At 71.4% G+C, this 26157-nt stretch carries 28 protein-coding genes; 15 read left to right on the top strand and 13 right to left on the bottom strand.

The annotated features are described in order from the left end of the window. Positions 1–9: 9 nt before the first annotated feature. The gene (rsgA, locus tag IE250_RS12550; RefSeq protein WP_189669600.1) at positions 10–1167 is read left to right on the top strand and encodes a ribosome small subunit-dependent GTPase A; all 1158 of its coding nucleotides are present in this window, start codon (positions 10–12) and stop codon (positions 1165–1167) included. A 43-nt stretch (positions 1168–1210) separates the two neighbouring features. Continuing rightward, a complete protein-coding gene (locus IE250_RS12545) occupies positions 1211–1804 on the top strand; it encodes an endonuclease V (RefSeq protein WP_229872396.1) in 594 nt (197 codons plus the stop codon). 55 nt (positions 1805–1859) lie between these two features. Here the strand turns inward: IE250_RS12545 and IE250_RS12540 are convergent, their stop codons facing one another. The 3 genes from IE250_RS12540 to IE250_RS12530 form a co-directional block, all read right to left on the bottom strand. After that, positions 1860–2306, bottom strand: a complete 447-nt coding sequence (locus IE250_RS12540; protein ID WP_189669599.1) for a VOC family protein — start codon at positions 2304–2306, stop codon at positions 1860–1862. A gap of 64 nt (positions 2307–2370) precedes the next feature. Continuing rightward, entirely contained in the window at positions 2371–3006 is a 636-nt protein-coding gene (locus IE250_RS12535) for a DUF6928 family protein (protein ID WP_189669598.1), read from the bottom strand. A 104-nt stretch (positions 3007–3110) separates the two neighbouring features. Next, positions 3111–4295 (bottom strand): ROK family transcriptional regulator, encoded by a 1185-nt coding sequence (locus tag IE250_RS12530; RefSeq protein ID WP_189669597.1) that lies wholly within the window; start codon positions 4293–4295, stop codon positions 3111–3113. Positions 4296–4463: 168 nt separating this feature from the next. Between IE250_RS12530 and IE250_RS12525 the strand changes: the two genes are divergently transcribed. The 6 genes from IE250_RS12525 (at position 4464) to IE250_RS12500 (ending at position 10387) form a co-directional block, all read left to right on the top strand. Continuing rightward, positions 4464–5411 carry a carbohydrate ABC transporter permease gene (locus tag IE250_RS12525; protein WP_189669596.1) on the top strand — a complete coding sequence of 316 codons (948 nt, stop codon included), beginning with the start codon at positions 4464–4466 and terminating at the stop codon, positions 5409–5411. Between the two features lie 148 nt (positions 5412–5559). Then, a complete protein-coding gene (locus IE250_RS12520; RefSeq protein ID WP_189669595.1) occupies positions 5560–6294 on the top strand; it encodes a carbohydrate ABC transporter permease in 735 nt (244 codons plus the stop codon). A gap of 84 nt (positions 6295–6378) precedes the next feature. Continuing rightward, positions 6379–7707, top strand: coding sequence for an ABC transporter substrate-binding protein (locus IE250_RS12515; RefSeq protein WP_189669594.1), 1329 nt, complete (start codon positions 6379–6381; stop codon positions 7705–7707). A gap of 49 nt (positions 7708–7756) precedes the next feature. Next, positions 7757–8728, top strand: a complete 972-nt coding sequence (locus IE250_RS12510) for a Gfo/Idh/MocA family protein (protein WP_189669593.1) — start codon at positions 7757–7759, stop codon at positions 8726–8728. Further along, a complete protein-coding gene (locus IE250_RS12505) occupies positions 8725–9762 on the top strand; it encodes a Gfo/Idh/MocA family protein (RefSeq protein WP_189669592.1) in 1038 nt (345 codons plus the stop codon). The genes IE250_RS12510 and IE250_RS12505 overlap by 4 nt, the downstream gene beginning before the upstream one ends. 55 nt (positions 9763–9817) lie before the next feature. After that, the gene (locus IE250_RS12500; RefSeq protein WP_189669591.1) at positions 9818–10387 is read left to right on the top strand and encodes a DUF6912 family protein; all 570 of its coding nucleotides are present in this window, start codon (positions 9818–9820) and stop codon (positions 10385–10387) included. Between the two features lie 34 nt (positions 10388–10421). Here IE250_RS12500 and hisN read toward each other — a convergent pair whose 3' ends face one another. The 3 genes from hisN to IE250_RS12485 all read right to left on the bottom strand — a co-directional run bounded on the left by hisN (position 10422) and on the right by IE250_RS12485 (position 13314). Further along, positions 10422–11207 (bottom strand): histidinol-phosphatase, encoded by a 786-nt coding sequence (hisN, locus tag IE250_RS12495; protein WP_189669745.1) that lies wholly within the window; start codon positions 11205–11207, stop codon positions 10422–10424. Positions 11208–11338: 131 nt separating this feature from the next. Further along, positions 11339–12628 carry a CpaE/TadZ family protein gene (locus IE250_RS12490; RefSeq protein WP_189669590.1) on the bottom strand — a complete coding sequence of 430 codons (1290 nt, stop codon included), beginning with the start codon at positions 12626–12628 and terminating at the stop codon, positions 11339–11341. Beyond that, complete coding sequence (locus IE250_RS12485; RefSeq protein ID WP_189669589.1) at positions 12625–13314, bottom strand: hypothetical protein; 690 nt, start codon at positions 13312–13314, stop codon at positions 12625–12627. Before IE250_RS12485 ends, IE250_RS12490 begins: the two co-directional genes overlap by 4 nt. A gap of 206 nt (positions 13315–13520) precedes the next feature. Between IE250_RS12485 and IE250_RS12480 the strand changes: the two genes are divergently transcribed. Beyond that, positions 13521–13739, top strand: a complete 219-nt coding sequence (locus tag IE250_RS12480) for a helix-turn-helix transcriptional regulator (RefSeq protein WP_189669588.1) — start codon at positions 13521–13523, stop codon at positions 13737–13739. 89 nt (positions 13740–13828) lie between these two features. On the opposite strand, the gene IE250_RS12475 is transcribed toward IE250_RS12480, so the two are convergent. Continuing rightward, complete coding sequence (locus IE250_RS12475) at positions 13829–14383, bottom strand: hypothetical protein (protein WP_229872394.1); 555 nt, start codon at positions 14381–14383, stop codon at positions 13829–13831. Between the two features lie 258 nt (positions 14384–14641). On the opposite strand from IE250_RS12475, the gene IE250_RS12470 reads away from it, so the two are divergent. Next, positions 14642–15397 carry a LysM peptidoglycan-binding domain-containing protein gene (locus IE250_RS12470; protein ID WP_189669587.1) on the top strand — a complete coding sequence of 252 codons (756 nt, stop codon included), beginning with the start codon at positions 14642–14644 and terminating at the stop codon, positions 15395–15397. A 57-nt stretch (positions 15398–15454) separates the two neighbouring features. Further along, on the top strand, positions 15455–16210 hold the full coding sequence (locus IE250_RS24525; protein ID WP_229872393.1) for an Rv3235 family protein: 756 nt from the start codon (positions 15455–15457) through the stop codon (positions 16208–16210). A 55-nt stretch (positions 16211–16265) separates the two neighbouring features. Here IE250_RS24525 and IE250_RS12460 read toward each other — a convergent pair whose 3' ends face one another. After that, positions 16266–16904: a nucleoside/nucleotide kinase family protein gene (locus IE250_RS12460; protein ID WP_229872392.1), complete on the bottom strand. Its 639-nt coding sequence runs from the start codon at positions 16902–16904 to the stop codon at positions 16266–16268. After that, entirely contained in the window at positions 16895–17779 is an 885-nt protein-coding gene (locus IE250_RS12455) for a PfkB family carbohydrate kinase (protein ID WP_189669586.1), read from the bottom strand. Before IE250_RS12455 ends, IE250_RS12460 begins: the two co-directional genes overlap by 10 nt. A gap of 74 nt (positions 17780–17853) precedes the next feature. Here IE250_RS12455 and IE250_RS12450 point away from each other — a divergent pair, with 74 nt between their 5' ends. Then, positions 17854–18462, top strand: coding sequence for a DinB family protein (locus IE250_RS12450; protein ID WP_189669585.1), 609 nt, complete (start codon positions 17854–17856; stop codon positions 18460–18462). Here IE250_RS12450 and IE250_RS12445 read toward each other — a convergent pair. After that, positions 18441–19226, bottom strand: a complete 786-nt coding sequence (locus IE250_RS12445; protein WP_189669584.1) for a MerR family transcriptional regulator — start codon at positions 19224–19226, stop codon at positions 18441–18443. The two genes, IE250_RS12450 and IE250_RS12445, sit on opposite strands and share 22 nt — an antisense overlap. Before the next feature lie 129 nt (positions 19227–19355). On the opposite strand from IE250_RS12445, the gene IE250_RS12440 reads away from it, so the two are divergent. Then, a complete protein-coding gene (locus IE250_RS12440; RefSeq protein ID WP_189669583.1) occupies positions 19356–19769 on the top strand; it encodes a hypothetical protein in 414 nt (137 codons plus the stop codon). A 28-nt stretch (positions 19770–19797) separates the two neighbouring features. On the opposite strand, the gene IE250_RS12435 is transcribed toward IE250_RS12440, so the two are convergent. Both IE250_RS12435 and exaC read right to left on the bottom strand, forming a co-directional pair. Continuing rightward, complete coding sequence (locus IE250_RS12435) at positions 19798–20247, bottom strand: DUF779 domain-containing protein (RefSeq protein ID WP_189669582.1); 450 nt, start codon at positions 20245–20247, stop codon at positions 19798–19800. Between the two features lie 107 nt (positions 20248–20354). After that, complete coding sequence (exaC, locus tag IE250_RS12430; protein WP_189669581.1) at positions 20355–21878, bottom strand: acetaldehyde dehydrogenase ExaC; 1524 nt, start codon at positions 21876–21878, stop codon at positions 20355–20357. A 255-nt stretch (positions 21879–22133) separates the two neighbouring features. Here exaC and IE250_RS12425 point away from each other — a divergent pair, with 255 nt between their 5' ends. After that, complete coding sequence (locus tag IE250_RS12425) at positions 22134–23834, top strand: vWA domain-containing protein (protein ID WP_189669580.1); 1701 nt, start codon at positions 22134–22136, stop codon at positions 23832–23834. Positions 23835–23986: 152 nt separating this feature from the next. On the opposite strand, the gene IE250_RS12420 is transcribed toward IE250_RS12425, so the two are convergent. Further along, a complete protein-coding gene (locus tag IE250_RS12420; RefSeq protein ID WP_189669579.1) occupies positions 23987–24544 on the bottom strand; it encodes a hypothetical protein in 558 nt (185 codons plus the stop codon). A 368-nt stretch (positions 24545–24912) separates the two neighbouring features. On the opposite strand from IE250_RS12420, the gene IE250_RS12415 reads away from it, so the two are divergent. Continuing rightward, positions 24913–26139, top strand: coding sequence for a sigma-54-dependent transcriptional regulator family protein (locus tag IE250_RS12415; RefSeq protein WP_189669578.1), 1227 nt, complete (start codon positions 24913–24915; stop codon positions 26137–26139). Positions 26140–26157: the final 18 nt, after the last annotated feature.

Below are 26157 nucleotides of genomic sequence, written 5' to 3'. Positions count from 1 at the left end.
GGGCGTCTGATGGGCCGGCGCGATCTCGACGAGTCCGACTTCCGCTCCCGCCCGTCGAAGCGCGGCTCCCGGCCCCGGACCAAGCAGCGTCCGGAGCACTCCGATGCCGTGACCGGCCTCGTCACGGGCGTGGACCGCGGGCGCTACACGCTCCTGGTCGGGGGTGCGACGGGCGGGGCGACGGACGGAGAGCCGGCCGACGAGAAGATCGTGACCGCGATGAAGGCGCGCGAGCTCACCCGGACGCGCGTGGTCGTGGGCGACCGGGTCGACGTCGTCGGCGACGTCTCGGGCGGGGACGGGTCGCTCGCGCGCATCGTCCGGATCCAGGAGCGCACCTCGACGCTGCGCCGCACCGCTGACGACACCGACCCGTACGAGCGGATAGTCGTCGCCAACGCGGACCAGCTCGTCATCGTGACGGCACTTGCCCAGCCGGAGCCCCGCACCGGCATGATCGACCGCTGCGTCGTGGCCGCCTACGACGCCGGCATGTCGGTGCTCCTCTGCCTGACGAAGGCCGACCTCGCCTCCCCCGACGCGCTGCGCGAGCTCTACGAGCCCCTCGGGGTCGAGGTGGTGGTGACGCAGCAGGCGCCGTCCGGCGGCGATGCGGCCGGTGGGGCGGATGGCCGAGCGGCTGGCGGGCCGGTCGATCGTGCCGCCGGCGGGCTGGTCCTTGCGCCCGGGTCCGTCGAGGAGGTGCGTGGCCGGCTGCGCGGCCTCGTATCGGTGCTGGTGGGCCACTCGGGGGTCGGCAAGTCCACGCTGATCAACGCCCTGGTGCCCGATGCCAAGCGCGCGACCGGGGTCGTCAACGACGTGACGGGCCGCGGCCGGCACACCTCGACGTCGGCGGTGGCGCTGCGGCTGCCCGTCGGGGGCTCGGAGCCCGACGAGGCCTTCGACGGCTGGGTGATCGACACCCCGGGCGTGCGCTCGTTCGGCCTCGCGCACGTCGAGGTGGCGCACCTGCTGCACGCGTTCGAGGACCTCGATGAGGTGGCGCAGGAGTGCCCGCGTGGCTGTACGCACCTCGCGGATGCCCCGGACTGCGCCCTCGACGACTGGATCGAGGCCTCCCCGGAGGACGAGCGGCCGGCCCGCGCCGCCCGGCTCAGCTCGTTCCGCCGGCTGCTCTCCTCGAGGACGGGCTCGGACGCCTGACCGCGCCGGTCATGCTGGACCTCGCCCACGTCAGAATGTGCGGGTGACCGACGAAATCAGCACAGACCATGTCAGCCGTCATGCGGCGCCCACGCAAGGCCGCGTCGTGCGCTATGGCGCTGTGGACGTGCAGTACCTGGACGACGGCGGGGCGCGGGCAGCGCTGGTCGTCGCCGAGGACGCCACCTTCAGCGCGGTGATCGAGGAGCGCACCGTGCTCGTCGAGCGGGTGGCGGAGTACCGGCCCGGAAAGTTCTACGAGCGTGAGCTGCCGCCGCTGCGGCAGGTGCTGTCCGGCGTCGCGCCGCTGGACCTGCTGATCGTGGACGGATACGTCGACCTCGACCCGGTACGGAGCCCCGGGCTGGGCGCCCACGTGGCCGACGCCGGACTGGCGCCCGTAGTGCTCGGCGTCGCCAAGACCCGGTTCCGGGCCGCGACGCACGCCGTCGAGGTGCTGCGCGGCGAGTCGGCCCGCCCGCTGTACGTCACGGCGTCGGGGATGGCGCTCGACGCCGCAGCGGACCTGGTACGCGAGATGACCGGCGACGCCCGCTTCCCCGACGCGCTGCGCCGCGTGGACCGGCTGGCTCGCGGAGCCACCCCAAGGCAAGCACAGGAGCTGGCGCCCAGCTAGCGAGTCACCTCAGACACCGAGTCACCTCAGACACCGAGCCACCTCAGACACCGAGTCACGGCTGGAGGAACATCCAGCGGTGGCCCTCCACGTCCTCCGCCCGGTACAGCCGGCCGTACGGGGCCTCCTCGATCTCGGAGAGCAGCCCGGCGCCGGCTGCCCGCGCGCGAGCGTAGTGGGCGTCGACGTCGGCCACGTGGACCAGCACGCCGTCGATCACCCAGGGTGTCGAAAGCCAGGCGTCCGCCGCGGTGCAGTGCTTACGGTGCGCCGTGGGCCCCTCGTACGACGCGAGCTCCGAGAGCATCACCCGCCCACCGCCGGCGTCGAGCTCGCCGTGCGAGAGGTGACCGTCGTCGTCGAGCCAGCGTTCCGCCTCGGTGAAGCCGAACGCCTCGATGAGCCAGTCCATGGCTGTGACACCGTCCTGGTAGGACAGCATGGGGATGACCGCCGGTTCGACGGCACGTTCGGGTTCGGCAGCAGTTGTGGGTTCGGGCATGACAGACCTCCTCGCTCTCGAACAAATGTACGAGTGTTCTGGTGATCTGTCGAGCGCTCCGTCGCTACTCCACCTGGAAACCGAACAGCTCCACGGCCCATGGGTCCAGCCGGCCGGCGGACGGCCCGCCGTCGTCAGCCCCTTCGCTGCTGAAGCCGAAGAACTCACGCAGGGCATGCTCGCCCAGGAGCAGCGGGTGGAACGGGAACGGGTAGGCGTCGCCGGACGACGCCGGGTGCTCGCCCGCCCAGAACGGCTCCTCGAAGGCGAGGCGCGCTCCCGTGTCCTCCAGGATGCCGTCGTCCGGGGACAGGCTCAGGGAACGCACGAGCGCCCCGTCCCGCCACACCGCGAAGGCGAACCAGTCCACGGCGCTGTGCATCGCGTGCAGGTACAGGGTGCGGCCCAGGCTCGCGTCGACCAGGTGCGGGGGCAGCTGGGACGGCCGGTCGAGCATGAGCGCCTGGTCGCACAGGACGTCCACCTCCGGCGTCGACAGCGCGCAGGCCCGGCCCGCCGGCGGAAACACCGCGTCGCCGAGCTCCCACGGCTCCTCCCCGTCCGGGCGGATCCGCGCCGGCGGCCAGAGCAGGCCGAGCAGCGCGGCCGCGCTCGCCTCGTCCGCGAACTCCGCCGCTCCCGTCAGCCCTGCCGCCACGTCCCCGTCCGCGTACACGAGCATCGCGGTCTTGGCACCCATCTCGTCTCCCGCCCTCGGCTGCTACACCTACCGTCCGCGTCCCGCCCCGACGTCGCACACGAGAGTACGGGCACCCTGTGACACCGCCACTCAGGGTTGCCCGATCACCGCTCGGCGACCAGCCGGTCCACGGCGTCCGCAGTGAGGATGCGCTCCAGGATGAGCCGGACCCCGCCCAGCGCCTCGGCCGAGGGGCCGCCGCGGCCCTCGCGCACGTCCAGCACTGCCGAGACGATCGGCAGGCAGCGCAGGAAGAGGACGCCGCGCACGGCGGCGACGAACGGCGCCGACGTGGACAGCACCCCGCCGAACGCGACGGCATGCGGGTTCAGGAAGTTCACGACCCCGGCGAGCACCTCGCCGACCCGGCGACCGGCTTCCCGGAGCTCGGCGACCACCTGGGGGTCTCCGGCCCGCGCGAGCTCGAGAAGCGCCGCAGTGCCCGGCACGTCTCGTCCCGCAGCGCGGAGCCGTGCGGCCACCGCGCTCCCGCTGGCGACCGACTCCAGGCAGTCGTCGGTGCCGCACGAACACGGGATCGCTGACGTTCCGCCCGTCGGCGTGTGGCTGAACTCGCCGGCGGCACCGCTCGCGCCCTGGTGCAGGACGCCCGCGGAGATGATGCCGGAGCCGATCCGGCTCCCGACCTTGACGGCAAGGAGGTGCTCGACCGCAGGACCGGCCAGCGCCGCCTCAGCGACGGCGAGGAGGTTCGCGTCGTTCTCGACGAGCAGGGGAGCATCCGTGTGCGCGCCGAGGAGCTCGTAGACCCGGACCTGGTCCCATCCCGGAAGGTGCGACGGCGCGAGCGCCCCGGCACGTGAGTCCACCGGGGCGGGGACACCGAGCGCGAGCCCGCGCAGCGCGTCGGGCTCGAGCTCTATCGCCGCGAGGCCGACCTCGACCCGCCGCCAGATCTCGTCGATCAAGGCATTCGGCCCGACGGCGACATCCACTGGCTGCTCGACGTCGTACAGCACGGCCGCCGACAGGTCCGCGAGCATGACGCGCAGGTGGTTCGAACCGAGGGTGGCCGCGACCACGACTCCCGCGCGCGCACGGACCTGGAGCTCGCGTGCCCGCCGGCCGACCGTGCCCGCCTCGCCAGCCAGCTCTTCCAGCAGGCCTGCCTGGATCAGCGTCTCGACCCGGAGGGAGACGGTCGACGGCGCGAGGCCGGTGGCTCTGGCTATCTCGCCTCGGGTGCGCATGCCCTGCCGGACCAAGGTGAAGATCTCGCCGAGCGACGCCGGAGGCTCGGTGCGCTGACGCGGTCGCGGTTTTTTCACGACCACACGGTAGTGCTCCGCCATCAACAGCCTCCCTCTCGCGCTAGTTTTTTCGGTTTTCGAACTGTAACGTGCGAGAAACCACGCGTGGTATTCGGACCTCATAGTGTCAGCGTCAGTGAGGACGCTCGGATCGGCCACGGCCACCGGAATGCAAGGGAGCACACCTTGATCGACACGCCCGCGGCCCCGGCCGCCCGGCGCATCGCCCACCCCGGAGGGACGGTCAACCGGCACCGGCGCGCGGAGGGGAGAGCGGGCTACCTGCTCGTGGCGCCGACGGCGGTGCTGCTCTCGGTGTTCTACCTGTGGCCGCTCGCGCAGACCGTCGTCTTCTCGTTCACCGACTGGAACCCCGGCACAGGGCTCGTGACCACGTCGGTCGGGCTCTCGAACTTCGCCCACGTGCTCACCGATCCCGAGTTCGGACGGGCCGTGGCGAACACCCTTGTCTACGTCGTGACGGTGGTTCCGTGCTCGATGGCACTCGGGCTGATCTTCGCGGCCCTGCTCGCCACGCCGTTTCGCGGACGTGCGCTGTACCGGACGATGATCTTCACCCCGTACATCGCCCCGATCGTCGGCAGCGCACTGATCTTCAGCTTCCTGCTGACGCCGCTGGGCGGGCTCGTCAACCAGGCCCTCGGGATCTTCGGCGTCCGCCCGATCGCGTTCCTGTCGTCCGAGCCCTGGGCGATGGTCTCGGTCGTGATCTTCTCGACCTGGCAGCTCGTGGGCTACACGATGATCATCTACTCCGCCGCGCTCTCCAACGTGCCGCAGAGCTACCACGAGGCTGCGACGCTCGACGGCGCCGGCCCCATCCGCCGCTTCTTCTCGATCTCGCTGCCCCTCGTCACCCCGACCAGCGGCTTCCTCGCGATCACCGGTGTCATCAGCTCGCTGCAGGTCTTCACCCAGGTGTACGTGCTCACCGGTGGCGGCCCGCTCGGCTCCACCGAGACCGTCCTGTACTGGATCTACCAGCAGGGCTTCGTCTTCTTCGACGGCGGTTCCGCGAGCGCCGGGGCAGTGCTGCTGCTCATCTTCGGGGTCGTGGCGTCGGTCGTGCAGCTCACTGTCATCTCCCGCCGCGACTCCGTCGAGATGAGCTGAGGCGCAGATGGCACGCATGACGCGAACGGCACCTCCAGCACCTCGGGCACTTCCAGCACGCAGACCGCTCCATCGCACGCTTCCGCACCTGCTGCGGCACGTAGTCCTCATCGTCGCGTCGCTGGTGTCCTTCGGTCCGTTCGTCTGGATGGTTCTGGCCAGCCTGAAGTCCTCCCAGGAGGCGCTCTCCTTCCCCCCGACGTTCCTGCCGCAGGAGTGGCGCTTCGACAACTACCTGAGCCTCTTCGACGCTGTGCCGTTCGGCCTGTACTACGGCAACAGCATCTTCGTGACGGTCGCCGCCACCGTCGGGCAGGTCGTCACGAGCCTCGCCGCCGGGTACGCCTTCTCGCGCCTGCACTTCCGGGGCCGCAACGTCCTGTTCGTCGTGCTCCTCGCGGCGCTCCTCGTGCCGTTCGAGGTGGTGTTCACGCCGCTGATGAGCCTCCTGGCGTCGCTGGGATGGCTCAACACCTATCAGGGCCTGATCATCCCGAACATCCCCTCGATCCTCGGCGTCTTCCTCTTCCGTCAGTTCTTCGAGGGCTTCCCGAGCGAGATCGAGGATGCGAGCCGCATCGACGGCGCCGGGGTCTGGCGGCGGTTCCGGTCGATCATGGCGCCGATGGCAGCGCCGATGGTTGGAAGCTTCGCGATCCTGGCGTTCGTCTACAACTGGAACAACTTCTTCTTCCAGTTCCTCGCGGTGAACCGGACTGAGTTCTTCACCATCCCGATCGGGCTCTCCCAGCTCCAGTCGACCCACGGTACGAGCTTCAACCTCCTCATGGCGGGTTCGACGCTCGCCATCCTGCCCGTCTTCGTCGTCTTCCTCTTCTTCCAGCGACAGATCGTCACCGCCATGTCCGGCGGTCTGCGCTAGGAGTGCGCCCCTTTGGGGCGCGCAGGTATCTCTCACCAGCTCAACCCCCCGGAATACCCCTCGGAACACCCCCAGGAGGAATCCATGTACCAGCGAAACAGCAGCTCCACGATCCGGCACCGCGGCACCGTCGCCGCGCTGGCCTCCCTCACTCTCGCGCTGACCGCTTGCTCGACCGGCGGTATCGCGGAGGGCAACACCGAAGACGAAGGGGGTCCCACACCGATCCTGGTCTGGACCGGGGTCAAGGGTGAGGCGGAGGCCAAGCTCGCCGAGCTCGTCGAGCAGTACAACTCCTCGCAGGACGACTACGTCGTCGAGACGCAGTTCTCCGGTCCCGGCGACCAGCTGACGGCCAAGCTGCTCAACGCCGTCCAGAACGAGCAGGGCCCGAACATGCAGCTGGGCGACTCGACCCCGCAGATGCTCGCGCAGGTCATCGAGACGGGGAAGGTGCTCCCGCTCGACGACCTGATCGACGACCCGGAGGCGGAGATCTCCCGGGACAGCTTCACCGAGGGGATGCTGGAGACCGGCACCTTCGACGGGACCGTCTACTCGCTCCCGACCGAGGCGGGCGACTACGCGCTCGTCTACAACAAGGAGATGTTCGAGGAGGCCGGCCTGGAGGTGCCGACCACCTGGGACGACGTGGCCGAGGCCGCCGAGGCACTCACCACGGACGACCGCTACGGCATCTACCTGCCCATCGGCACGGGCGAATGGCCCGTCTTCACGTGGGAGACGATGCTGTGGAGCGCCGGCGGTGAGCTGCTGAACGAGGAGGGCACGGAGGTCGCCTTCAACTCGCCCGAGGGCGTCACCGCCCTGAAGACCTGGACCGACCTCGTCGACTCGGGCGTCGCCTATCCCTCGAGCCTGCAGACGGACGCCGACGGGCAGGGCATCGCGAGCCTGCAGACCGGCCAGGTCAGCATGGTCATCACGGGCGCGTACAACCTCGGCATCCTGGACGAGGCGCTCGGGGCGGAGAACGTCGGCGTCGCCACTTTCCCGGAGATCGAGGTGCCGGCCATGAACACGGGCACCAACAACTCCTACATCCTCGACGGGACCGACGCGGAGGAGGCCGGGGCGTGGGACTTCCTGCAGTATTTTCTCTCGCCTGACGTCCAGGCCGAGTGGTGCATCGCGTCCGGCTACCTGCCGACCAACATCGAGACCGCGCAGACCGAGACCTTCACCAGCTTCGTCGACGAGGACCCGCGCGTTCAGGTGTTCGTGGACGAGCTCGAGTACGCCAGGGCGCGCCCCTCGATCCTGGCGTACAGCGGGATCAGTGCCGCGCTGTCGACCGAGATCGAGAAGGCGATGCTCGGCAAGTCGACGCCCGAGGAAGCCATCGAGACCGCAGCGAAGAACGCCCAGGCCGCACTCGACGAGCAGCAGTGATCCACCCGGTGTCCACCGAGGTGTACGAAGAGACGAGGCGGAACCACTCATGACCACTGTCGGACTTCTCGGCGCCGGCGGAATCGCAGGCGCCCACATCGCCGGCTGGCTTCAGCTCGGGGTCGACGTCGTCGTCCACAGCCTCAGGGGCGCTCCTGAGCTCGTCGCCCGGCACGGCGGCCGGCTCGCCACGTCGCTCGACGACCTGCTGGCCAGCTGCGACGTCGTCGACGTCTGCACCCCGACGTACACGCACCGGGCCATGGTGGAGGCCGCGGCGGCGGCCGGATGCGACGTGGTGTGCGAAAAGCCGCTCGCCCTGACCGTCGAGGACACCGAGGCGATGATCCGGGCCTGCGAGGAGGCCGGCGTCACCCTCTACCCGGCCCATGTGGTGCGCTTCTTCCCCGAGTACACGGCGCTGCACGACGCCGTCGCGGGCGGCACGCTCGGGACCGTCGCCGTGCAGCGCTACGACCGGCAGGGCGGCTTGCCGGTCTCCCCCTGGTTCCACGACGAGAAGCTCTCGGGCGGCATCGTCATGGACCTCATGCTCCACGACATCGACTTCGCGCGCTGGAACGGGGGACCCGTCGCCTCCCTGCGCGCGGTGCGCTCCGCGCCGGACCCGTCCGGCACGGTCGCCGCTCAGGTGGTCCTCACCCACGCCTCGGGCAGCGTGAGCAGCATCGGCGGGATCTGGTCGGCCCGGCCGGTGGACTTCCGCACCCGCTTCGAGGTGGCCGGTACTGGCGGTGTGCTGCGGCACGACTCCGCCACGAACCCGGCAACCTGGACCAACGGCGGCGCGGCGGCCGGCGCCGACGGCTACGCGCCGAAGGTGGCGGCGCTCGGCGAGAGCCCGTACCTGACCGAGCTGCGGGAGTTCCTTGCGGCACTCCGGGGCGGCCCGCAGCCCCGGGTCTCCGCGGCCGACGGACTCGAGGCCGTCCGCCTCGCCGAGGCCGCACAACGCTCGCTCGCCCTCGACACGGTCGTCACCCTGGAGGAAGCCCGATGAAGGTCGCCCTGATGTCGTTCGCGCACACGCACGCGCTCGGCTACGCACGTCTGCTCGCGGCCATGCCTGACGTCGAGCTGCTCACCTCCGACCCCGACAGCGCCACTCGCCCTGCCGGTGAGTCCGGCGGTGCGGCGCTCGCCGCGGAGCTCGGTGTCGACTACGTGGCAACCTACGACGAGCTGCTGGCCTGGGGACCGGACGCCGTAGTCGTCTGCTCCGAGAACACCCGCCACCGCACGCACGTCGAGGCAGCGGCGGCGGCCGGCGCCGCAGTGCTCTGTGAGAAGCCGCTCGCGACGTCGGTCGCAGACGCGACCGCGATGGTCGCAGCCTGCGAGGCCGCGGGGGTGCCGCTCATGGTCGCGTTCCCGGTCCGCTTCTCTCCCGCGTTCGCCGACCTGCGCGACCAGTACCAGGCGGGCACGCTCGGCCGGGTGCACGCGATCACCGGCACGAACAACGGCCAGGTACCGGCCGCACGAGCCTGGTTCACCGATCCCACGCTGGCAGGCGGGGGTGCGATGACCGACCACACCGTGCACCTCGTCGACATGGTCGACACTCTCCTGGGCGGTGTGCCCGCCGTCCGGGTGCACGCCACGGCAAACAAGCTGCTGCATCCGGACAGCGCGGTCGAGACTGCCGGCATCGTGACGGTCACCTACGCGGACGGGACCAACCTCACGATCGACTGCAGCTGGTCGCGGCCGGCCTCGCACTCGATCTGGGGCGGCTTGACGCTCTCGGTGGTGTCCGACGCCGGCCTGATCGACGTCGACCCGTTCGCGGCCCGCGTCTCCGGCTGGTCTCAGATCGAGGCCAACGAGCTGTCGCTCGGCTATGGGCCGAACCTCGACGAGACCCTTCTGGCGACCTTCCTGGACGCGGTCCGCACCGGGTCGACGCCCCAGCCCGACGGTCATGTGGGCATCCGCACCACTGCGATCGTCGAGGCGGCCTACCGGTCCTGGCACGAGGGCCGCACGGTCGAGGTGGCCCTCGCCGGCCGCCCCGCGTCCGCAGTCGTGTGAGAGTGGCGGTGCCGTGGCTGCCACGCCAGCGCCTGATCAGCGGCACACTGAGCACATGCGCATCTACGTGCCCGCCACGCTCGACGAGCTCGACGCCGTCACCCACGCCAACGACGCCGCCCGCTGGACCGTCGCCCCACGCAGCGCGCACGCCGTCACGAAGGACCTGGAGGCCGTCCTGCCCGACGAGGACGCCGAGGGCCTCGAGTACGTCGCCGCGCTCAACGCTGCCGACGACTCACTGGCGCTCATCGCCGGCCGTCCCGACGCCCCGCATCAGCGCGTGATCATCACGGTGGAGATCCCGGACTCGGCGATCGGCGCGCCGGGCAGCACCGCGCTGAGCGGCGAGGGCTCCGACGACGACGAGCCGGTCGCCTCCGAGATCCAGGTGACCAGCACCGTCGAGAACGTCGCGATCGTGTGCGTGCACGTGGACGAGCCGGAGGCGGCCCCCGACATCGCGGACGTGCTCGCAGCCGCCGACGAGGAGAGCGACGCCGAGGCGACCGCCGAGGTCGGCGAGGAGTCGGATGCCGCGCTCGACGAGGCGCTGCAGCGCGTCACCGACCGCGACCTGCTCTGGTACGACTGGAGCGAGATCAAGAACATCCCGCGCGTCTGACGGTTCTCGACAGGCCCGAACGGCAGTCAAACGCTCAGGCCAGAAACTCGAGCGCTTCCTTGTGCAGCTTGCCGTTGGTCGCGACCGCGTTGCCGCCCCATGGGCCCGGCGTGCCGTCGAGCGCCGTGAAGGTGCCGCCGGCCTCGACGACGATCGGCACGAGCGCGGCCATGTCGTACACCTCGAGCTCGGGCTCGGCGGCGATGTCGACGGCGCCGTCAGCCACCAGCATGTACGACCAGAAGTCGCCGTACCCGCGGGTACGCGCGCAGGCCCGCGTCAGGTTGAGGAACCCCTCCAGCGAGCCGCGCTCCTCCCAGCCGCCGATGGACGCGTAGCTGAAGGACGCGTCGGCGACGCGGGAGACCCCGGACACGGACATGCGCGACGCGGCCGCCAATGACTTGCCCGTCCACGCGCCCGAGCCCTGCGCGGCCCACCAGCGCCGGCCCAGGGCGGGGGCGCTGACCAGGCCCACGACGACCTCGTCGCCGTCGGCCAGAGCGATCAGCGTGGCCCAGACGGGGACGCCGCGAACGAAGTTCTTGGTGCCGTCGATCGGGTCGACGATCCAGCGGCGCGCACCACTGCCGGCCGACCCGTACTCCTCCCCGACTATCGCGTCGCGCGTGCGGGCGCGGGCGAGCTGCCCTCGGATGAAGTCCTCGGCTGCGCGGTCGGCGTCGGACACCGGTGTCAGGTCCGGCTTGGTCTCCACCTTGAGGTCCAGCGCGCGGAAGCGGGACATGGTGATGGAGTCGACCTGGTCGGCGATCACGTGCGCGAGACGCAGGTCGTCGGCGTAGTTGTGCTTCGTCACGGCGGCCACGGGCTCAACTTAGCGCCGGATGTCATATTTCGGTCGTCGAGCCGCGCCGGACGGACGGATTGTTACGCAGGAGACCCGGATGAGGGTCCGCGCCGCCTCACCGCGGCCTCACGCACCGCGATTCACGCCGGCGCGGGCACCAGCTCCCGGACCCGGTCGGCAAGCCCCAGGAACGCGGCCCGCGCCGGCGATGCCGGCGCGCACTCCGCGAGCACCCGCCCCGCCAGGAGTGCGGCGTCGAGCCCGGCCGGGTCGTCCGGCACGAGGTGCACGTCGTCGACTCCCCCGTACCGTGCGAGGGCGTCGCGCACCTGGGACTCGGCCCGCCGTCCGACGGCGGAGGCACGCACCCGGTTCACCACGACGAGGCGCGCCGCGGGCACCGGGACGGCGGCGTCCCGCAGGTCCTCCAGGCCCCGCACCAGGCGCTGCAGCCCCACGGGGTCGGCCCCGCCGACCACCACGACGATGTCCGCCGCCTGCAGCGCGCTGAGGGTCGCGCCGTTGCGCTGCGGCGCCCGGGTGTCGTACATGAGGAGCTCGTCGGCCTCGAGAACCGGGCCGCAGTCCACCACCGTCCACGAAGCGAGCTCGCGGCACCGCTCGAACACGACCTCGAGCGAGCTCGCAGGCAGCTCGGGCCAGCGCGACGCGCGGGTGATGCCGGTCAGCACACGCACGCCCGGCAGCACGACCGGGCTGTGGCCGGCCAGCGTCACGACGTCGAGCACGCCCTGCCCGGCGGTGCGGGCCGCGGCGGCCAGGCCGGGGGCGTCGTCGAGCAGCCCGAGGCGGGCGGTCACGGAGGACGCGTAGGTGTCGGCGTCGGCCAGGAGCACCGTGCCCGATCCGTGGGGCGGCGGCGCTGAGCGAGACCGGCGCAGCAGGCCGGAGCGGCGCGGGGCCGCGGCGCCGACCCCGGCGAGGGCGGCCGCGAGCTCGATCGCGGTGGTGGTCCGGCCCGGCGACCCGGCCGGACCCCACACGGCGACGAGCGTGCCAGGCCGGCCCCCGAAGTCATGCGGCGCTGGAGGCGGCGCGGGTTCGGCGATCTCCGGCGCGTCTCCCCGCACCGCAGCGACCAGGTTTTCCGCGTCCCCGCCGGCGACGACGACGTCGCACCCCAGCCCGGCGAGCCGTTCCACCGGCGTGGCGGGGTCCTCGATGGCGACCACCCGCAGGCCGGCGCCACGCAGCCGCGCCACGGCTTCACGGTCCAGGCCGGGCAGGTCCCCCGAGACGACGGCGGCCGTGCCGGCGCCCGCCTCGGCTGCCGCCAGGAGCTCGGTGAGCTCGGCACACCGCCGAGCCACGGTCACCCGCGGCTGCGCGCCGAGCACGGTGACCGCCGCAGCCTCCTCCTCGGGTGCGTGCACCGCGACCAGGACCGTGACCGCCCGCTCCGCGCTCACCGGACGCCGCCCGCCACGGGCACGACGGCGACTGTGCCGGCGTCCGAGAGCGCGGCCAGCACGGTCGGCAGGGAGTCGGCTGGGACGAGGACGTGCAGCGTGACGGTGCCGTCCACGACTATCGCGCCGTCCTCGGCGTCGACCTGCTCGACCACGACGTTCTGCGCCAGCGTGCTCGGGTCCGGCTTGTCGGGGACCTGCTCCGGCGTGACCGGCACGTCCGGCACGAACCACAGGTCCACGACCGCCCCCGCACGTATTCGGTCCGAGAGCCCGGAGGCGACCGGTACGGCGACCGATCGGACGTCGGCGTCCGCACCGAGGGCGGTCAGTGGGACGAGCTCGCCGTCGTCCACCACCCGGAGCGCCACGAGGTCCGTAGGCAGCGGTTCGTCCGCGCGGAGGTAGCGGCCCGTCCCCGCGCCGAGCCGGACGTCGACGGCGCGGAGTACGTCCGCGGTGAGGATCTCCCCGGGAGTCAGCGCGCCGTCCGCCACGAAGACCGGGACCGTGCGGCTCGCCGCCGAGACCACCCATGAGCCGAACGCGACCGACAGCGCGACGATGACGACGCCGGTCAGGAGCCGCGGGTCGCGCCAGCTGGGCCGGCGCAGCCGGGCTGCCGCAGGCTCGGGAATGCCCTGACTGCCAACGGTGGGCGCTGAGGCGGCCGGGGCATACGTCATCTCGGTCCTTCCGCGTACTTTGGTGGACTTTGGGTAGACCTTCGACTACAAGTTGAGGGCGAACCCACACAGAATGGTGCAAGGCATGGTGCACAGCCTGGGCAGAGCGCCGGAACCATAGTGATCGAACGCCGCCGATCCGGCATCAGATAAGCACTTCTTGTGGATAACCCCCTCATGTCGGTGTCTCGTGCCACACTGGACCCATGGAAAAGCGCTTTCTCTCTCTGGCCGATGTGGTCGAGACCCTGAACATCTCGATGGCGCAGGGCTATGCACTGGTTCGCACCGGCGACCTTCCCGCCATCCAGGTGGGGCCCAAGAAGGTCTGGCGCGTCGAAGCGGCGGAGCTCGAGGCATACATCGAGCGCATGTATGCAAAGAGCCGTGAGCGACTCAAGGGTTCTGCGGCCGCGGACGGCTGAAAGGCCTCAGTCGCACACCGACGGGACCGGCGCACTCCACGCGGAGTGGCTCCGGTCCCGCTCTCCATTTACCGGCTTTCTCGACGGCCTCACGGCGCCTCGCTCACGACCAGCAGGGCCGTGAACGGAACCAGTCGAGTTCCGCGATCATCGAGCACATCGATGTCCAGATGGTCACGGCCGACTCGCCCGATCCGGCCGCCCACTACCCCGCTCAGCGTCCGCACCGTGACACGCGCCCGGTCGCGCTGGAGGGTCCGCAGCACGGGCCCCAGCCCGAGCCCGTCCCGCCGGGACGTCGCCGACGCCGCCTGACGAGCCAGGCCGTGCACGCCCGCCGTCGCGGCCAGCGGCACGAGGTGCTGGCTCGCCGGCTCGGGCCTGACCCCCTGCAGCAGCACCCACTCGTCCGCCACCTCCCGCACGACGCCGCGCAACGGCGCACCGTCGAGCAGCTCCAGCGTGACCACCGCCCCGACGCCGGCGCGGAACCGGTCAGCGAGCGTCATCGTCGCGTGCTCGGCGCGCGTCAGCTCGGACACGAGCGCGTCGGCCTCGGCGGCTGACTGCGCGCGAGCCTGCGCCTCGAGATCACCGAAGAGCGCCTCCCAGCGCGTGGGACCAGCCGGATCCACGGTTGTCATGGGGTCACCCTGCGCTATCCACAGGCATCTCGCCCTCCGGTAGACACCCTGTCGGTACGGATGTTGAATATCGACCACCGGACGACACCAACAAGCATCAAACTAGCCATACAGCTCTATCGTGCCCAAAATTTGATCGCCACAGGGGGAACCATGTCGAGTACTGCCCTCAACCACGCAGCGCCATCGAAGCACGTTCGGAATCGCCGGACAGGACCTGAGGAGGTCCGCACGCCGCAGTCCGCCGAGAGCGCCGCCGTGAATACCACGGAGGACGCGAGTGCCGCCGAGCAGCGGGAGGGCACCTGGTGTGGGCTCCTCGGGCTGCTGACCCTCAGCCTCGCGCTGGCCGCGGCGGCCGGCACGCTCGGAGCACGCACCTGGCAGGTCGGCACGGGGCTTGGCTCGGCGCTCTTCCCGGTCGAGGACATCGTCGAGCTCGCAGCGGTCGCCGTCGGCACGGTGGTGGCGGGCCGGGTCGGGCTGCATGCGCTCGTGGCGCTGGTGTGCGTCCTCGCAGATCGGCGAGGGCGGCGCTGGGTTGCGGGCGAACGAGCCGTGGCACGGCACGCGCCGGCCCTCGTCCGTCGCCTCGCCCGCGCGGCCGCCGGTGCGGGGCTCGGCCTCGCCCTCGCGACACCCACGGCAATGGCTCTGCCCAACACGCTCGGGGTTCCCGTGGCCGCGAACGCCGGCCCTCCCGTCGTGCTTGACCTCCGCTGGCAGCCAACGGACCCCGAGACGACAGATCGGCGCCCGGCACCGGAGCGGGCATCGCTGGTCAACCGGAGCCAGCGCACGGGGATGCAACGCGAGCCACTGGTGGTGGTCGAGCCGGGCGACACCCTCTGGGCGATCGCCGCCGATCAGCTCGCCACCGATCAGACCGCCACCGATCAGACCGCCGACGCCGAGATCGCTGCCGCCGTCACGCAGTGGCACAACACCAACCGCGCGGTGCTCGGCTCGAATCCCGACCTGATCCGCCCGGGCACGGTGCTCCGCCTGCCCTGAGGGCCCGCCCTTTTCCCCGTCCCGCACGACCCCGCACGCGTCCCCAGGAGATCCCGCATGACCACCATCGACACCCGCCCCGACGCTCCGCGCGACGCCCCGCCCGACCCTGCAACCACGCGGCGCCGCCCCGCCACAGCGGCAACCGCACCGACACCAGCGCCTGCCCCGACGCCGACGCCGAACCTGGCTAACGCTCCGGCCGCGCCGCCGCCTGCCATCAGCACGCCGCCGCGCGCCAGCACGGTGCTTCGCGCCGTCAGCACGGCGCCGCGCATCGTCAGCACGACGGCGCCCACGCGACGGCCTGTCACCCCGGCCGTCACGTCGCCGGCCGGGCCGGTCACGGGTCCCGGGATCGGTCAGCGGCTGCGGCGCATGCGGATCGGCGGCACACCGTACCCGGAGCTGCAGAATGCGGCGGCCGCGCTCGAGGCGCTCTCCGGGCGCCCGGCTCCCGAGCCGGACCCCACCCTGCCCGATCCCACCGCGCAGGTGTGCCGGGTGGTCCGCGCCGCGGTAGAGGTGCTGCGCGGCGAGCGCCCCGCGACCCAGCTCACCCGGTGGGTCACGCCGCAGGTCTACGACCAGCTGCTGGAGCGGGGTCGGCTCATGCGGGAGGCCCGGCAGGCGCGGCCGCCGCGGCCCAAGGCACACCCGGCGGCGGTCCGGCGCGTGCGGATGGTCCGGCTGGGCGCCACGTCCGCGGAGGCGACAGTGATCCTGCACGACGAGGGCCGGGTGCGCGCCGCGGCCGTGCGGCTGGAGGCGCGGCGGGGAGTCTGGCGGGTCGCGGTCCTCGAGATCGGGTGAGTGAGACCACGTCCACGGTCAGACCGGCGGCCCACGACCGGACCCCGGTCCACGATCAGACCCAGTCCACGACCAGGTCCGCGGCGTCCCGGGTGGTCGCGATCAGGTCCGCGTTGCGCTGGTCGGTGCCGCAGGCCCAGGCCTCGGCGTCGGGCAGGGGCTTGCCGAAGGCATGGTGGCGAGCGACGAGGCGCCGCAGGCGCTCGGCGTCGGGCAGGTCGATGTACCAGACCTCGGCCATCCGAGCGCGGGCGGCGGGCCAGGCGCCGCTGGGGGCGAGCAGATAGTTGCCCTCCGTGATCACCAGGGGTTCGCCGGTGACGGCAGTGCCGGCCGCTATCGGCTCCTCGATCTCGCGCCGGAACTCTGGCGCGTAGACCGGCGGGCCGCCCAGGGGGCGGCCAGCGATCCGGTCGATCAGGGCGGCGTACCCGGCGTCGTCGAACGTGTCGATGGCGCCCTTGCGGCCCCGGCTGCCGTGGGCCTCCAGCACCTTGTTGGACAGGTGGAAGCCGTCCATGCCGACCACGACTGCCGTGCCGGGTGCCATGCCGTCGGCAAGGGCGGCGGCGAGCGTCGACTTTCCCGCACCGGGCGGGCCGGTGATCCCGAGGACGCGCGCCTCACCCGAGCGGGCAGCGTCGATCGCGAGCCCGGCCGCGCGTTCGACGAGCTCGGCGGTGTTCAGACGCACGAAAGGTACTCCAGCCAGGAGCGCGGTCCGATGTGCTGTACCCGGATGGACGCCACGCGCACCGCCTCCTCGACCGCGGCTTCCAGGTCGGCGCCCCGGGCGAGCGCGACGGAGAGCGCACCGTGGAACGCGTCGCCCGCGCCGAGGGTGTCACGCACGTCGACGGTCGGCACCTCGGTGGATCCGCGCCGCCCGTCCTTGTCGCACCAGGTCACGGGCTCGGGGCCGTGCGTGGCGACGACGGCACGGGATCGCGCGACGTCGGCCGGCGCGCGGAAGTCCGCGGACCTGGCCGTCACGTCCGCCGAGCCGAGGAGATCGGCGAAGACCGGACGCCACCGGCCGGCGTCGAGCACGATCAGCGGGCGAGGGTCGAGAGACTCCGCGTACGCGAGCACGCTCCGGGCCAGGTCAGGGTGGTGCCCGTCGAGCAGGACCACGTCGGGCCGGGGCAGGGTGTCGAGAGCCTGGGGCGTGACGTCGAGGCCGTCGGCGAGCGTGGCGTCGGGCGAGACGACCGACCGGTCGCCGGTCTCGTCGTCGACCATCACGGCCGAGACGGCGAACGGGATCACGCGGCCCTCCGCCGTGTCGTGGATCTCGACCCCGTGGTGCTCCAGGTCGCCCCGCGCGGCCGAACCCACCGGACCTGAACCCATAGCGCTGATCAGCAGCGCCCGCGCACCGAGCGTCGCGGCGGTGACTGCCGCGTTGGCCGCGGGCCCGCCCGCGGACACGTCCTGGCGAACGGCGGTGATCTTCTGGTTGGGCCCCGGCCGAACGGCGCTCCGGTGGATCACGTCCAACGTGGTGAGACCAGCGAACCAGCAGGTCACGGACGGTTTTTGATGGGCGTCGGCCGGGGCGTCGGGCATGTACTGAGGCTACCTTCGAAAATCTGCGAAAACCTTTGAATCGAAGTGTCAGACACGGAAGGTACCTTCACAGCATGACGACGACCGGGCCGGCCACCCCCTCGGCAGCGCCGCCCCCCACGACGGTGTGGCGTGACCTCCTGCTGGACCAGCTGAGCTTCTACTTCGACCACCACCTGTGGCCGCGCCTCGAGGGCCTGACCGACACCGAGTACCTCTGGGAGCCGGCGTCGCCGGCGTGGAGCGTCCGCCCGGGACCCGACGGCGAGCCCCTGCTCGAGCAAGAGGTGCCCGAACCGGAGATTCCGCCGGTCACCACCATCGCATGGCGCATGGTGCACGTGGGCCGCGACGTGTTCGGGCGACGCGCCCGGGCGCTGTTCGGCCCCACGGACGCGCCGCCCGACGCCGGCATGTTCGACCCCCGACACTGGCCGCAGACCCCGATCACCGCCGAGGGCGGCCTCGCCATGCTCGACGAGGGCTACCGGTCGTGGCGGGACGCCATCGCGACGCTCGACGACGAGTCCCTGATGCACCCGATCGGTCCAAAGGGTGACTGGTTCGCCGAGTTCCCGATGGCGGCGCTCGTGACCCATCTCAGCCGCGAGGCCATGGCGCACGGCGGCGAGATCTGCCTCCTTCGCGACCTGTACCGGGCTCAGTACTCGCCGTCGGCGTAGGCCCGGTCGGCGTAGACGCGCAGCACGTCGCGCACGAAGGCCGCGCCCTCGGTGCCGCCGTAGTTCGCGCCGAACCGCTCGTCCGCCACGTACATGTCGGCCAGGCCCAGCAGGTACTCGCGCTCGGGCCGCCCCTGCTCGTGGCCGGGCGTACCCGGGATGGACCCGAGCCACTCGGCGTGCCGGGCGGCGACCGCCTGCGCCTCGTCGGAGGCCGGGTCGTGCCCCGCCTGGGCGGCGTCGGTCCAGGCCTTGCTCAGCGCCTCGGCCTTCTCCTTCCACTGCCGCTGGCCGTCCTCGCCGAGGCCACGCCACCACGCGTCGCTCTTCGTGTACGCGTCGCGGCCCCAGCGCTCGGTCACCTCCTGCTCGTACTGCGTGTGGTCGAATCCGTCGAGCATGTCCTTCGCCATGATGTCCTCCTTCGCTTCCGGGTCCTCCTCGAGAGCCGCGACGGTCCGTTCGACCGACGCGATCTGCCGCTCCAGCCGGTCCTGCTCCGCCCGCAACGAGACGAGGTGGTGGCGCAGCGCCTCCGCCTCGTCCTGGCCGGTGTCGAGCACCTCGGCGATGTCGCCGAGGCCGAGACCGAGGTCGCGCAGCAGCAGGATCCGCTGCAGCCGCACCAGGGCGGTGCGGTCGTAACGGCGTGGGCCGCTCGCCGTCGTCCGGACGGCGGGCAGCAGCCCGACGGCGTCGTAGTGCCGCAGCGTGCGGCTCGTGACGCCCGTCAGGCGGGCGATCTCCTGGATGGACCATTGCATGTGCACCACGGTAGAGGTTGACGCCGCGTCAACTTCAAGCCTCGATTTCGAGGGATCCTGGCGCATCGCCAGAGAGTGCCTGTGGATAACCCCCATCAACTGTCAGCATCCGGGCTAATACTGGTCTCCATGACATCATTGAGCGGGATCGTCCCGAACCAACCGCTGGCCGACGACGCGGCCCTGCTCGCCTTCGCGAGTTTCCTGCACGACGGCGTCCCGCCACGCTGGCGGACGCTGTGGTTCGTCATGCTGGACGGCGAGCGCCGTGCGCTCCCGGTGATCGTCCCCCTCGACCACGTGCCGGACGAGCCCGACGTGCGCACGGTGAACGAGCTCGGCCACGCCTGGCACGCGATGCTGCACGGCGAGCCCGGCGCGTCGATCCTGCTCATGCTCGAGCGGCCGGGCTCGGCGGACGCTTCGTTCGAGGACCACGCCTGGGGCGTGGCGCTCCGGGCGGCGGCCGCCGAGCAGGACCTCGCGGTCGCCGGGTTCTTCCTCGCGACGGCGGACGGCGTTGTCGCCCTCACGCCCGACTGAGTCGCCCGCGACGCCACCCGGCGCGCGCTCAGGCCTCGAGCCGCTCCCACTCCTCGTCGGTGAACAGGCGCGACCGGATGAGGAACCGCACGCCCTCGGGCGCCTCGACGCTGAACCCGGCACCGCGGCCGGGGACCACGTCGATGGTGAGGTGGGTGTGCTTCCAGTACTCGAACTGGTTCCGGCTCATCCAGACCGGGACCGTGAACGACCCGCGGCCCGCTGCAGCAGAGTCCTCGCCAGCAGAGCCCTCCCCAGCAGGGCCCGCCCCGACGGCTAGGTCGCCGAGGTGCACGTCTGCGTCGCCGGTGATGAAGTCGCCGTCCGGATAGCACATGGGCGACGAGCCGTCGCAGCAGCCGCCGGACTGGTGGAACATCAGCTCGCCGTGCTTGTCCCGCAGCCGCACCAGCAGTGCCGCCGCGTCATCGGTCAGCGCAACACGCGCAACTCCAGCCCCCGGAACGTCGTGACCCATCACTCCTCCAAACCGTCGACCATGAACTGAGAGTCCGGCGAGCACGAGGTTGGTGCCGATGCTCGACGCCGGCACCAACCTCATGCTCGACCCTCGGGGACCCCTCTCTAGAAGAAGCCCTGCTTGGTCGGCGCGTAGCTCACCAGCAGGTTCTTCGTCTGCTGGTAGTGGTCGAGCATCATCTTGTGGTTCTCGCGTCCCACGCCCGAGCCCTTGTAGCCGCCGAACGCCGCCGCTGCCGGGTAGGCGTGGTAGCAGTTGGTCCACACGCGGCCGGCCTCGATAGCGCGCCCCGCCCGGTAGGCGTCCGCGCCGGACCGCGTCCACACGCCCGCGCCCAGCCCGTACAGGGTGTCGTTGGCGACCTTGATGGCGTCGTCGAAGTCCCCGAACTCCGTGACCGCCACCACGGGGCCGAAGATCTCCTCCTGGAAGATCCGCATGGAGTTCTTTCCCTCGAAGATCGTGGGCGTCACGTAGTACCCGCCCGCGAGGTCACCCTCCATCTCGGCCCGGAACCCGCCGGTGAGCACCTTGGCGCCCTCCGCCTTGCCGATGTCGAAGTAGCTGAGGATCTTCTCCAGCTGGTCGTTGCTGGCCTGCGCCCCGATCATCGTGTCGGTGTCCAGCGGGTTGCCCTGCTTGACCGCCTCGGTGCGCGCGACGGCGTCGGCCAGGAACGACGCGTAGATGTCCGACTGGATGAGCGCACGCGACGGGCACGTGCACACCTCGCCCTGGTTGAGGGCGAACATCGTGAAGCCCTCCAGTGCCTTGTCGTAGAACTCGTCGTTCGCCGCCGCGACGTCGCTGAAGAAGATGTTCGGCGACTTGCCGCCGAGCTCCAGCGTCACGGGGATGATGTTCTGCGACGCGTACTGCATGATCAGGCGGCCCGTCGTGGTCTCGCCCGTGAACGCGATCTTGCGGATCCGGGACGAGCTCGCGAGCGGCTTGCCCGCCTCCGCGCCGAACCCGTTGACCACGTTCACCACGCCCGGCGGCAGCAGGTCCGCGATGAGCTCCATCAGGTACAGGATCGATGTCGGCGTCTGCTCGGCCGGCTTGAGCACCACCGCATTGCCGGCCGCGAGCGCCGGTGCCAGCTTCCACACCGCCATGAGGATCGGGAAGTTCCACGGGATGATCTGCCCGACGACGCCCAGCGGCTCGTGGAAGTGGTAGGCGATGGTCTCGCCGTCGATCTCGCTGATCGAACCCTCCTGGGCCCGGATCGCGCCCGCGAAGTAGCGGAAGTGGTCGATGGCCAGCGGCAGGTCCGCGTTGAGGGTCTCGCGGACGGGCTTGCCGTTCTCCCAGGTCTCCGCGACAGCCAGCTCCTCGAGGTGCTCCTCCATGCGGTCGGCGATCTTGTTCAGGATGATCGCTCGCTCCGTGACGGACGTGCGCCCCCAGGCCGGCGCGGCGCCGTGCGCGGCGTCGAGGGCCCGGTTGATGTCGTCGGCGTCGCCGCGTGCGACCTCAGTGAAGGTCCGCCCGTTCACAGGGCTGGGGTTCTCGAAGTACTGCCCGTTCGCTGGGGCCACGTACTCGCCCCCGATCCAGTGGTCGTACCGGGGCCGGTAGCTAGCGATGGCACCTTCGGTACCTGGGGCTGCGTACACGGTCATGGTCTGCCTCCTCGCAGGTTCTCGTGCCCGCCGTCGGCTGACCGACGGCGGAGCCACACGCGGGTGCAGCGGCGCACCCGGGTGGGGCGAGGTTAGGCAGCGGGGCGTTGCATCGGGGTTGCAACCCGACCGTGACCTCGGGGCGGCAAGCCGCACCGGCCACGGAACAGATGGACTTCAGAGGGCAGATCGCCGGACCACACGAATCCGAACACGAAGCCGGACACGACGCCGAACACGATGAGAGGCCTCCCGATGACTTCCGCACCCCACCAGTCCCGCCCCGGCGCAGACGCGCCAGCGCACCCGGCACGACGGCTGACCGCACCGCCGGCGGCGCTGGCAGCGCTGCTGACCGCGACCCTGGCACTCGCAGGCTGCACCGCCGACGGCGGCGGGTCGGAGACGGCTTCCGACTCGGCGGGGCTGTCAGTACCGGCCCCCGCCCCCGAGGCGCTGAGCGACGCCGAGATCGCGCCGCTCCCCGGCCCCGATCCGACCGGCCCCGCTGCCGACCCGCAAAAGCCGGCCGACCAGGGAGAGGAGTACGACGACTCTCCCGAGACACCGTTCCAGGACGTCGCCACGAGCCCGCTGTCCACGTTCTCCGCCGACGTCGACACGGCGTCGTACTCGAACCTGCGCCGCCAGGTGAACCAGGGAGTGGCGCCCGAGGGCGTGCGGATCGAGGAGCTGATCAACTACTTCGACTACGACTATCCGGCGCCCGACGCCGGCGCGGAGCACCCGTTCTCGGTGACGACCGAGGTCGCGACGGCGCCGTGGAATCCCGAGCACCAGCTGGCCATGGTGGGCGTGCAGGCCACGGAGGCGGTACCGACGTCGGAGGGCAACAACATCGTCTTCCTGCTGGACGTGTCGGGGTCGATGGACGAGCCGAACAAGCTGCCGCTGCTGGCGGAGTCGTTCGCGCTGCTCGTGGAGCAGCTCGGCGAGGACGACCGGGTCTCGATAGTGACCTACGCGGGCGACAACCAGGTGGTCGCGGACTCGGTGCCCGGCTCCGAGCACGGCGTGCTCGTGGACCACCTCCGGTCGCTGCGGGCCGGCGGGTCCACCGGCGGCGCGGACGGCCTGCGGACTGCGTACGAGCTGGCCGAGAAGAACTTCGTCGAGGGCGGCAACAACCGCGTGATCCTGGCGACCGACGGCGACTTCAACGTGGGCCCGTCCACGCCCGAGGAGCTCACCGAGCTGATCGAGACCGAGCACGAGTCCGGGGTCTACGTGTCCGTGCTGGGCTTCGGCATGTACAACCTGAAGGACAACACGATGGAGGCGATCGCCGACCACGGGAACGGCAACTACGCCTACATCGACACTCTGGCCGAAGCACGCAAGGTCCTGGTCGACGAGTTCGGCTCGACCATGTTCGTGGTGGCCAAGGACCTCAAGCTGCAGGTCGAGCTCAACCCGGCCACTGTCGGCTCCTACCGGCTGATCGGGTACGACAACCGGCGACTGGAGGACGAGGACTTCGACGACGACGCCAAGGACGCGGGCGACGTCGGGGCCGGCCACTCCGTGACCGCGTTCTACGAGCTCGTCCCGGCCGCCTCGGCCGCCGATGACGGCGGTTCGGACGACTTGAAGTACTCCGACCAGGAGGTCGGCACGAGCAGCGACTTCATGACCGTGCACGTGCGGTACAAGGCCGCGGGCGGCGGCGAGCCAACGGCGTCCAGCACCGAGGTCGAGTTCCCGGTCGGATCCGACGCGTTCACGTCGGCGCCGACGGCGGACTTCGCCTTCGCCTCGGCAGTGGCCGAGCTCGGGCTGATCGCCACGGGCTCGGAGTACCGGGGCGCGGCGAACCTCGACGCCCTCCGGGAGCGGGCGTCCGGCGCCCTGGGCGAGGACCTGTACGGGCTCCGGGCGGAATTCGTCGACCTGGTGGACGCCTACCGCGACGTGGCCCCCGACGACGGGGCGTGACGCGTTGGGCTTGAAGCTCTCGAGAGCTTCGCACGCGACCGCTTGGCAGAAACGGACCTCCGGAATCCGACCGCAGAATGCGCTGGAAAGAGGTTTCGACGAGCAGAAAGGCCCGGAAATTTAGAACGCCATCAAATGACAGCGCAGACTTGTCAGGATCCCTCGCGCGACGTAAGGATCGTCCGGTTTCCTACCGGCTCGCGGGAGTCCAGGGCGCGCTGGGCGCCCTGCGACTGCTGGACCATGTCGACGGCGACACGTAGGTCCTCCGTGGCCCAGTCGAGCGAGTCCTCGATGTGGGTGGCCTGGGCGAGCAGGGTGCTGGCCTGCGTGACCGAGGACGGCGGGGCGTCGGTGACGCGCTGGGCCACGGCGGCGCGGGCATCGTCGATCGCCTGGGCGAGGACATCGCGCGTGGCCGGGTCGGCGACCTGACCCTCGGAGTATTCGTAGACCCGCTCGGCCGTGTCCATGACGGCGGCGAGGTCGTGCGACCGGGCCGCAGTAGTGCTGACCTGGCTGTCGATCTGCGACGTCAGCGTCAGCAGGCGACTGGTCTCGTCGGCGTGGGCCGACACGGCCCAGAGGCTTATCGCGACGGCGACGCCGGTAACGATCGCGGCGCCGAAGGTCCAGCGCCTGCGGCCGCGGGCGCCCACGAGGTCGATCTCCGGCTCGTGCCCGGGCTTGAGGGGTGGTGGTTCCGGCACGTCGAGCGCGGGTAGCCGGGCCGGTTCCGGTGCGGGCGATGAGGCCCGACTGTCCCCGGGGTCTTCGTCTGTTCCAGATGTAGCGGGTTCCAGCCTCACTAAAGCGACGTGGTTCAACTCTTCCCCCAAAGAGAGTTCCCATGAAAACAAACTGCCGGGCTCGTGGGCCCTTTAACTACCGGCGTGAATGACGCTAGGACTACTTCTTCAGTCCCGCACGGCGAGATCGTAATACAGCCGTGATCTGTGGATAAGCACCTGGCGGCGCGGGCGGCTTGGGGATTTCGATGCTCAACTGTTGAGGTTCTTGGCCTGGTGCCTACACTGGCGTGGTTCGACGACGGCGTCGGAACAAGGTCGGGGGCAGCATGACGCAGGTGCCACACCGGGACGCGCAGTGGGTTCGCGCCGCGTACGAGAGCTTCGTCAGTTCGGCCGGCTCGCAGGAGCCCAACGGGATCGACCCCGTCGTCGCGGCGTCGTGGCGGCGGTGCCTGCGCAACGGCGTGGACCCGGACCGGCCGCGCACGGTCGCCGTCGCGGCGTCGGGCGACCTCGACGACTACCGCCGCGCCCATCCCCTGGCCGCTGCGATGCCGCTCGTGCGCGACCTGGTGGGCGGCGCCACGAGCGACGGCCTGGTGGTCGCGGTGTCCGACGACGTCGGCCGCCTCCTCTGGATCGAGGGCCGTGGGCCGGTGCGCTCCGCGGTGGACCACGTCGGGTTCGTCGAGGGCGCAGTGTGGCGGGAGGAGTCGGTCGGCACCAACGCGCCCGGCACTGCCCTGACCACGCGGCGCCCGGTCCAGGTGCTCGGGGCGGAGCACTTCGCGCGCCCCGTCCAGCGGCTGAGCTGTACCGCGGCCCCTGTGCGCGACCCGGCCGGCGGGATCGTGGGTGTCCTCGACCTCACCGGCGGCAGCGCCGCCGGGTCCCACGTCGCCCTCGCGCTGGTGCGGGCTACGGTCGCGATGGTGGAGCGCGAGCTCGCCGCCCGGGCGGACGGCGTGGCCGAACGCGCCCCCGACCTGCGGCTGCTCGGCCCGCCCGCGCTGCGGGGGCACCGGCTCTCCCTGCGGCACGCCGAGATCCTGCTCCTGCTCGCGGAGCACCCCCGCGGCCTCGGCGCGGAGGAGCTCGCGGTACTCCTGCACCCCGGCGACCTGTCGCTCGTGGCCGTGCGCGCCGAGATCTCGCGCCTCCGCCGGGTGGCCGACGGCGTCCTGGACGGCCCGCTGCTCGCGGGGTCCCGCCCCTACCGGCTCGCGCGGGCGCTTCGGTCCGACGTCGACACCGTGCGGTCCCGGCTCCGGCGCGGCGACGTGCGCGGCGCACTCTCTGCGTACCCCGAGGCGCTGCTGCGCCGGTCGGTCGCGCCGGGCGTGGAGCGGCTGCGTGAGGAGCTCGAGGCGGAGGTCCGCGGGGCGGTGCACGCCTGCGACGACGCGGCCGCCGTCGAGCACTGGACCGCCCGCGACGAAGGCGCGGACGACCACGCCGCCTGGACCCGGCTGGCCCGGCTGGCGCAGCCGGGCGGGCCGCAGGCGGCTCGGGCGTGGGCGCACCTGGGCGTGCTGGAGCGTCGACTGTCCTGACCCGTCAGGCAGCCGGGA

The sequence above is a fragment of the Promicromonospora soli genome (assembly GCF_014653785.1).
In the GTDB taxonomy this organism is placed as follows: Bacteria; Actinomycetota; Actinomycetes; order Actinomycetales; family Cellulomonadaceae; genus Promicromonospora; species Promicromonospora soli.
The sequence above is the reverse complement of the archived record's forward strand: the minus strand, read 5'-3'. Positions and strand labels throughout refer to the sequence as shown.

Excerpts from the sequence above, each read along its gene's own strand:
- IE250_RS12500 (WP_189669591.1), top strand. The coding sequence starts at position 9,818 with ATGCGCATCTACGTGCCCGCCACGCTCGACGAGCTCGACGCCGTCACC.
- IE250_RS12435 (WP_189669582.1), bottom strand. The coding sequence starts at position 20,247 with ATGGGTCACGACGTTCCGGGGGCTGGAGTTGCGCGTGTTGCGCTGACC.
- IE250_RS12475 (WP_229872394.1), bottom strand. The coding sequence starts at position 14,383 with ATGACAACCGTGGATCCGGCTGGTCCCACGCGCTGGGAGGCGCTCTTC.
- IE250_RS12480 (WP_189669588.1), top strand. The coding sequence starts at position 13,521 with ATGGAAAAGCGCTTTCTCTCTCTGGCCGATGTGGTCGAGACCCTGAAC.
- IE250_RS12425 (WP_189669580.1), top strand. The coding sequence starts at position 22,134 with ATGACTTCCGCACCCCACCAGTCCCGCCCCGGCGCAGACGCGCCAGCG.
- IE250_RS12455 (WP_189669586.1), bottom strand. The coding sequence starts at position 17,779 with ATGCCCGACGCCCCGGCCGACGCCCATCAAAAACCGTCCGTGACCTGC.
- IE250_RS12540 (WP_189669599.1), bottom strand. The coding sequence starts at position 2,306 with ATGCCCGAACCCACAACTGCTGCCGAACCCGAACGTGCCGTCGAACCG.
- IE250_RS12515 (WP_189669594.1), top strand. The coding sequence starts at position 6,379 with ATGTACCAGCGAAACAGCAGCTCCACGATCCGGCACCGCGGCACCGTC.
- IE250_RS12505 (WP_189669592.1), top strand. The coding sequence starts at position 8,725 with ATGAAGGTCGCCCTGATGTCGTTCGCGCACACGCACGCGCTCGGCTAC.
- IE250_RS12445 (WP_189669584.1), bottom strand. The coding sequence starts at position 19,226 with ATGCAATGGTCCATCCAGGAGATCGCCCGCCTGACGGGCGTCACGAGC.
- IE250_RS12535 (WP_189669598.1), bottom strand. The coding sequence starts at position 3,006 with ATGGGTGCCAAGACCGCGATGCTCGTGTACGCGGACGGGGACGTGGCG.
- IE250_RS12485 (WP_189669589.1), bottom strand. The coding sequence starts at position 13,314 with ATGACGTATGCCCCGGCCGCCTCAGCGCCCACCGTTGGCAGTCAGGGC.
- rsgA (WP_189669600.1), top strand. The coding sequence starts at position 10 with ATGGGCCGGCGCGATCTCGACGAGTCCGACTTCCGCTCCCGCCCGTCG.
- IE250_RS12450 (WP_189669585.1), top strand. The coding sequence starts at position 17,854 with ATGACGACGACCGGGCCGGCCACCCCCTCGGCAGCGCCGCCCCCCACG.
- IE250_RS12415 (WP_189669578.1), top strand. The coding sequence starts at position 24,913 with ATGACGCAGGTGCCACACCGGGACGCGCAGTGGGTTCGCGCCGCGTAC.
- IE250_RS12520 (WP_189669595.1), top strand. The coding sequence starts at position 5,560 with ATGGTTCTGGCCAGCCTGAAGTCCTCCCAGGAGGCGCTCTCCTTCCCC.
- IE250_RS24525 (WP_229872393.1), top strand. The coding sequence starts at position 15,455 with ATGACCACCATCGACACCCGCCCCGACGCTCCGCGCGACGCCCCGCCC.
- IE250_RS12440 (WP_189669583.1), top strand. The coding sequence starts at position 19,356 with ATGACATCATTGAGCGGGATCGTCCCGAACCAACCGCTGGCCGACGAC.
- exaC (WP_189669581.1), bottom strand. The coding sequence starts at position 21,878 with ATGACCGTGTACGCAGCCCCAGGTACCGAAGGTGCCATCGCTAGCTAC.
- IE250_RS12510 (WP_189669593.1), top strand. The coding sequence starts at position 7,757 with ATGACCACTGTCGGACTTCTCGGCGCCGGCGGAATCGCAGGCGCCCAC.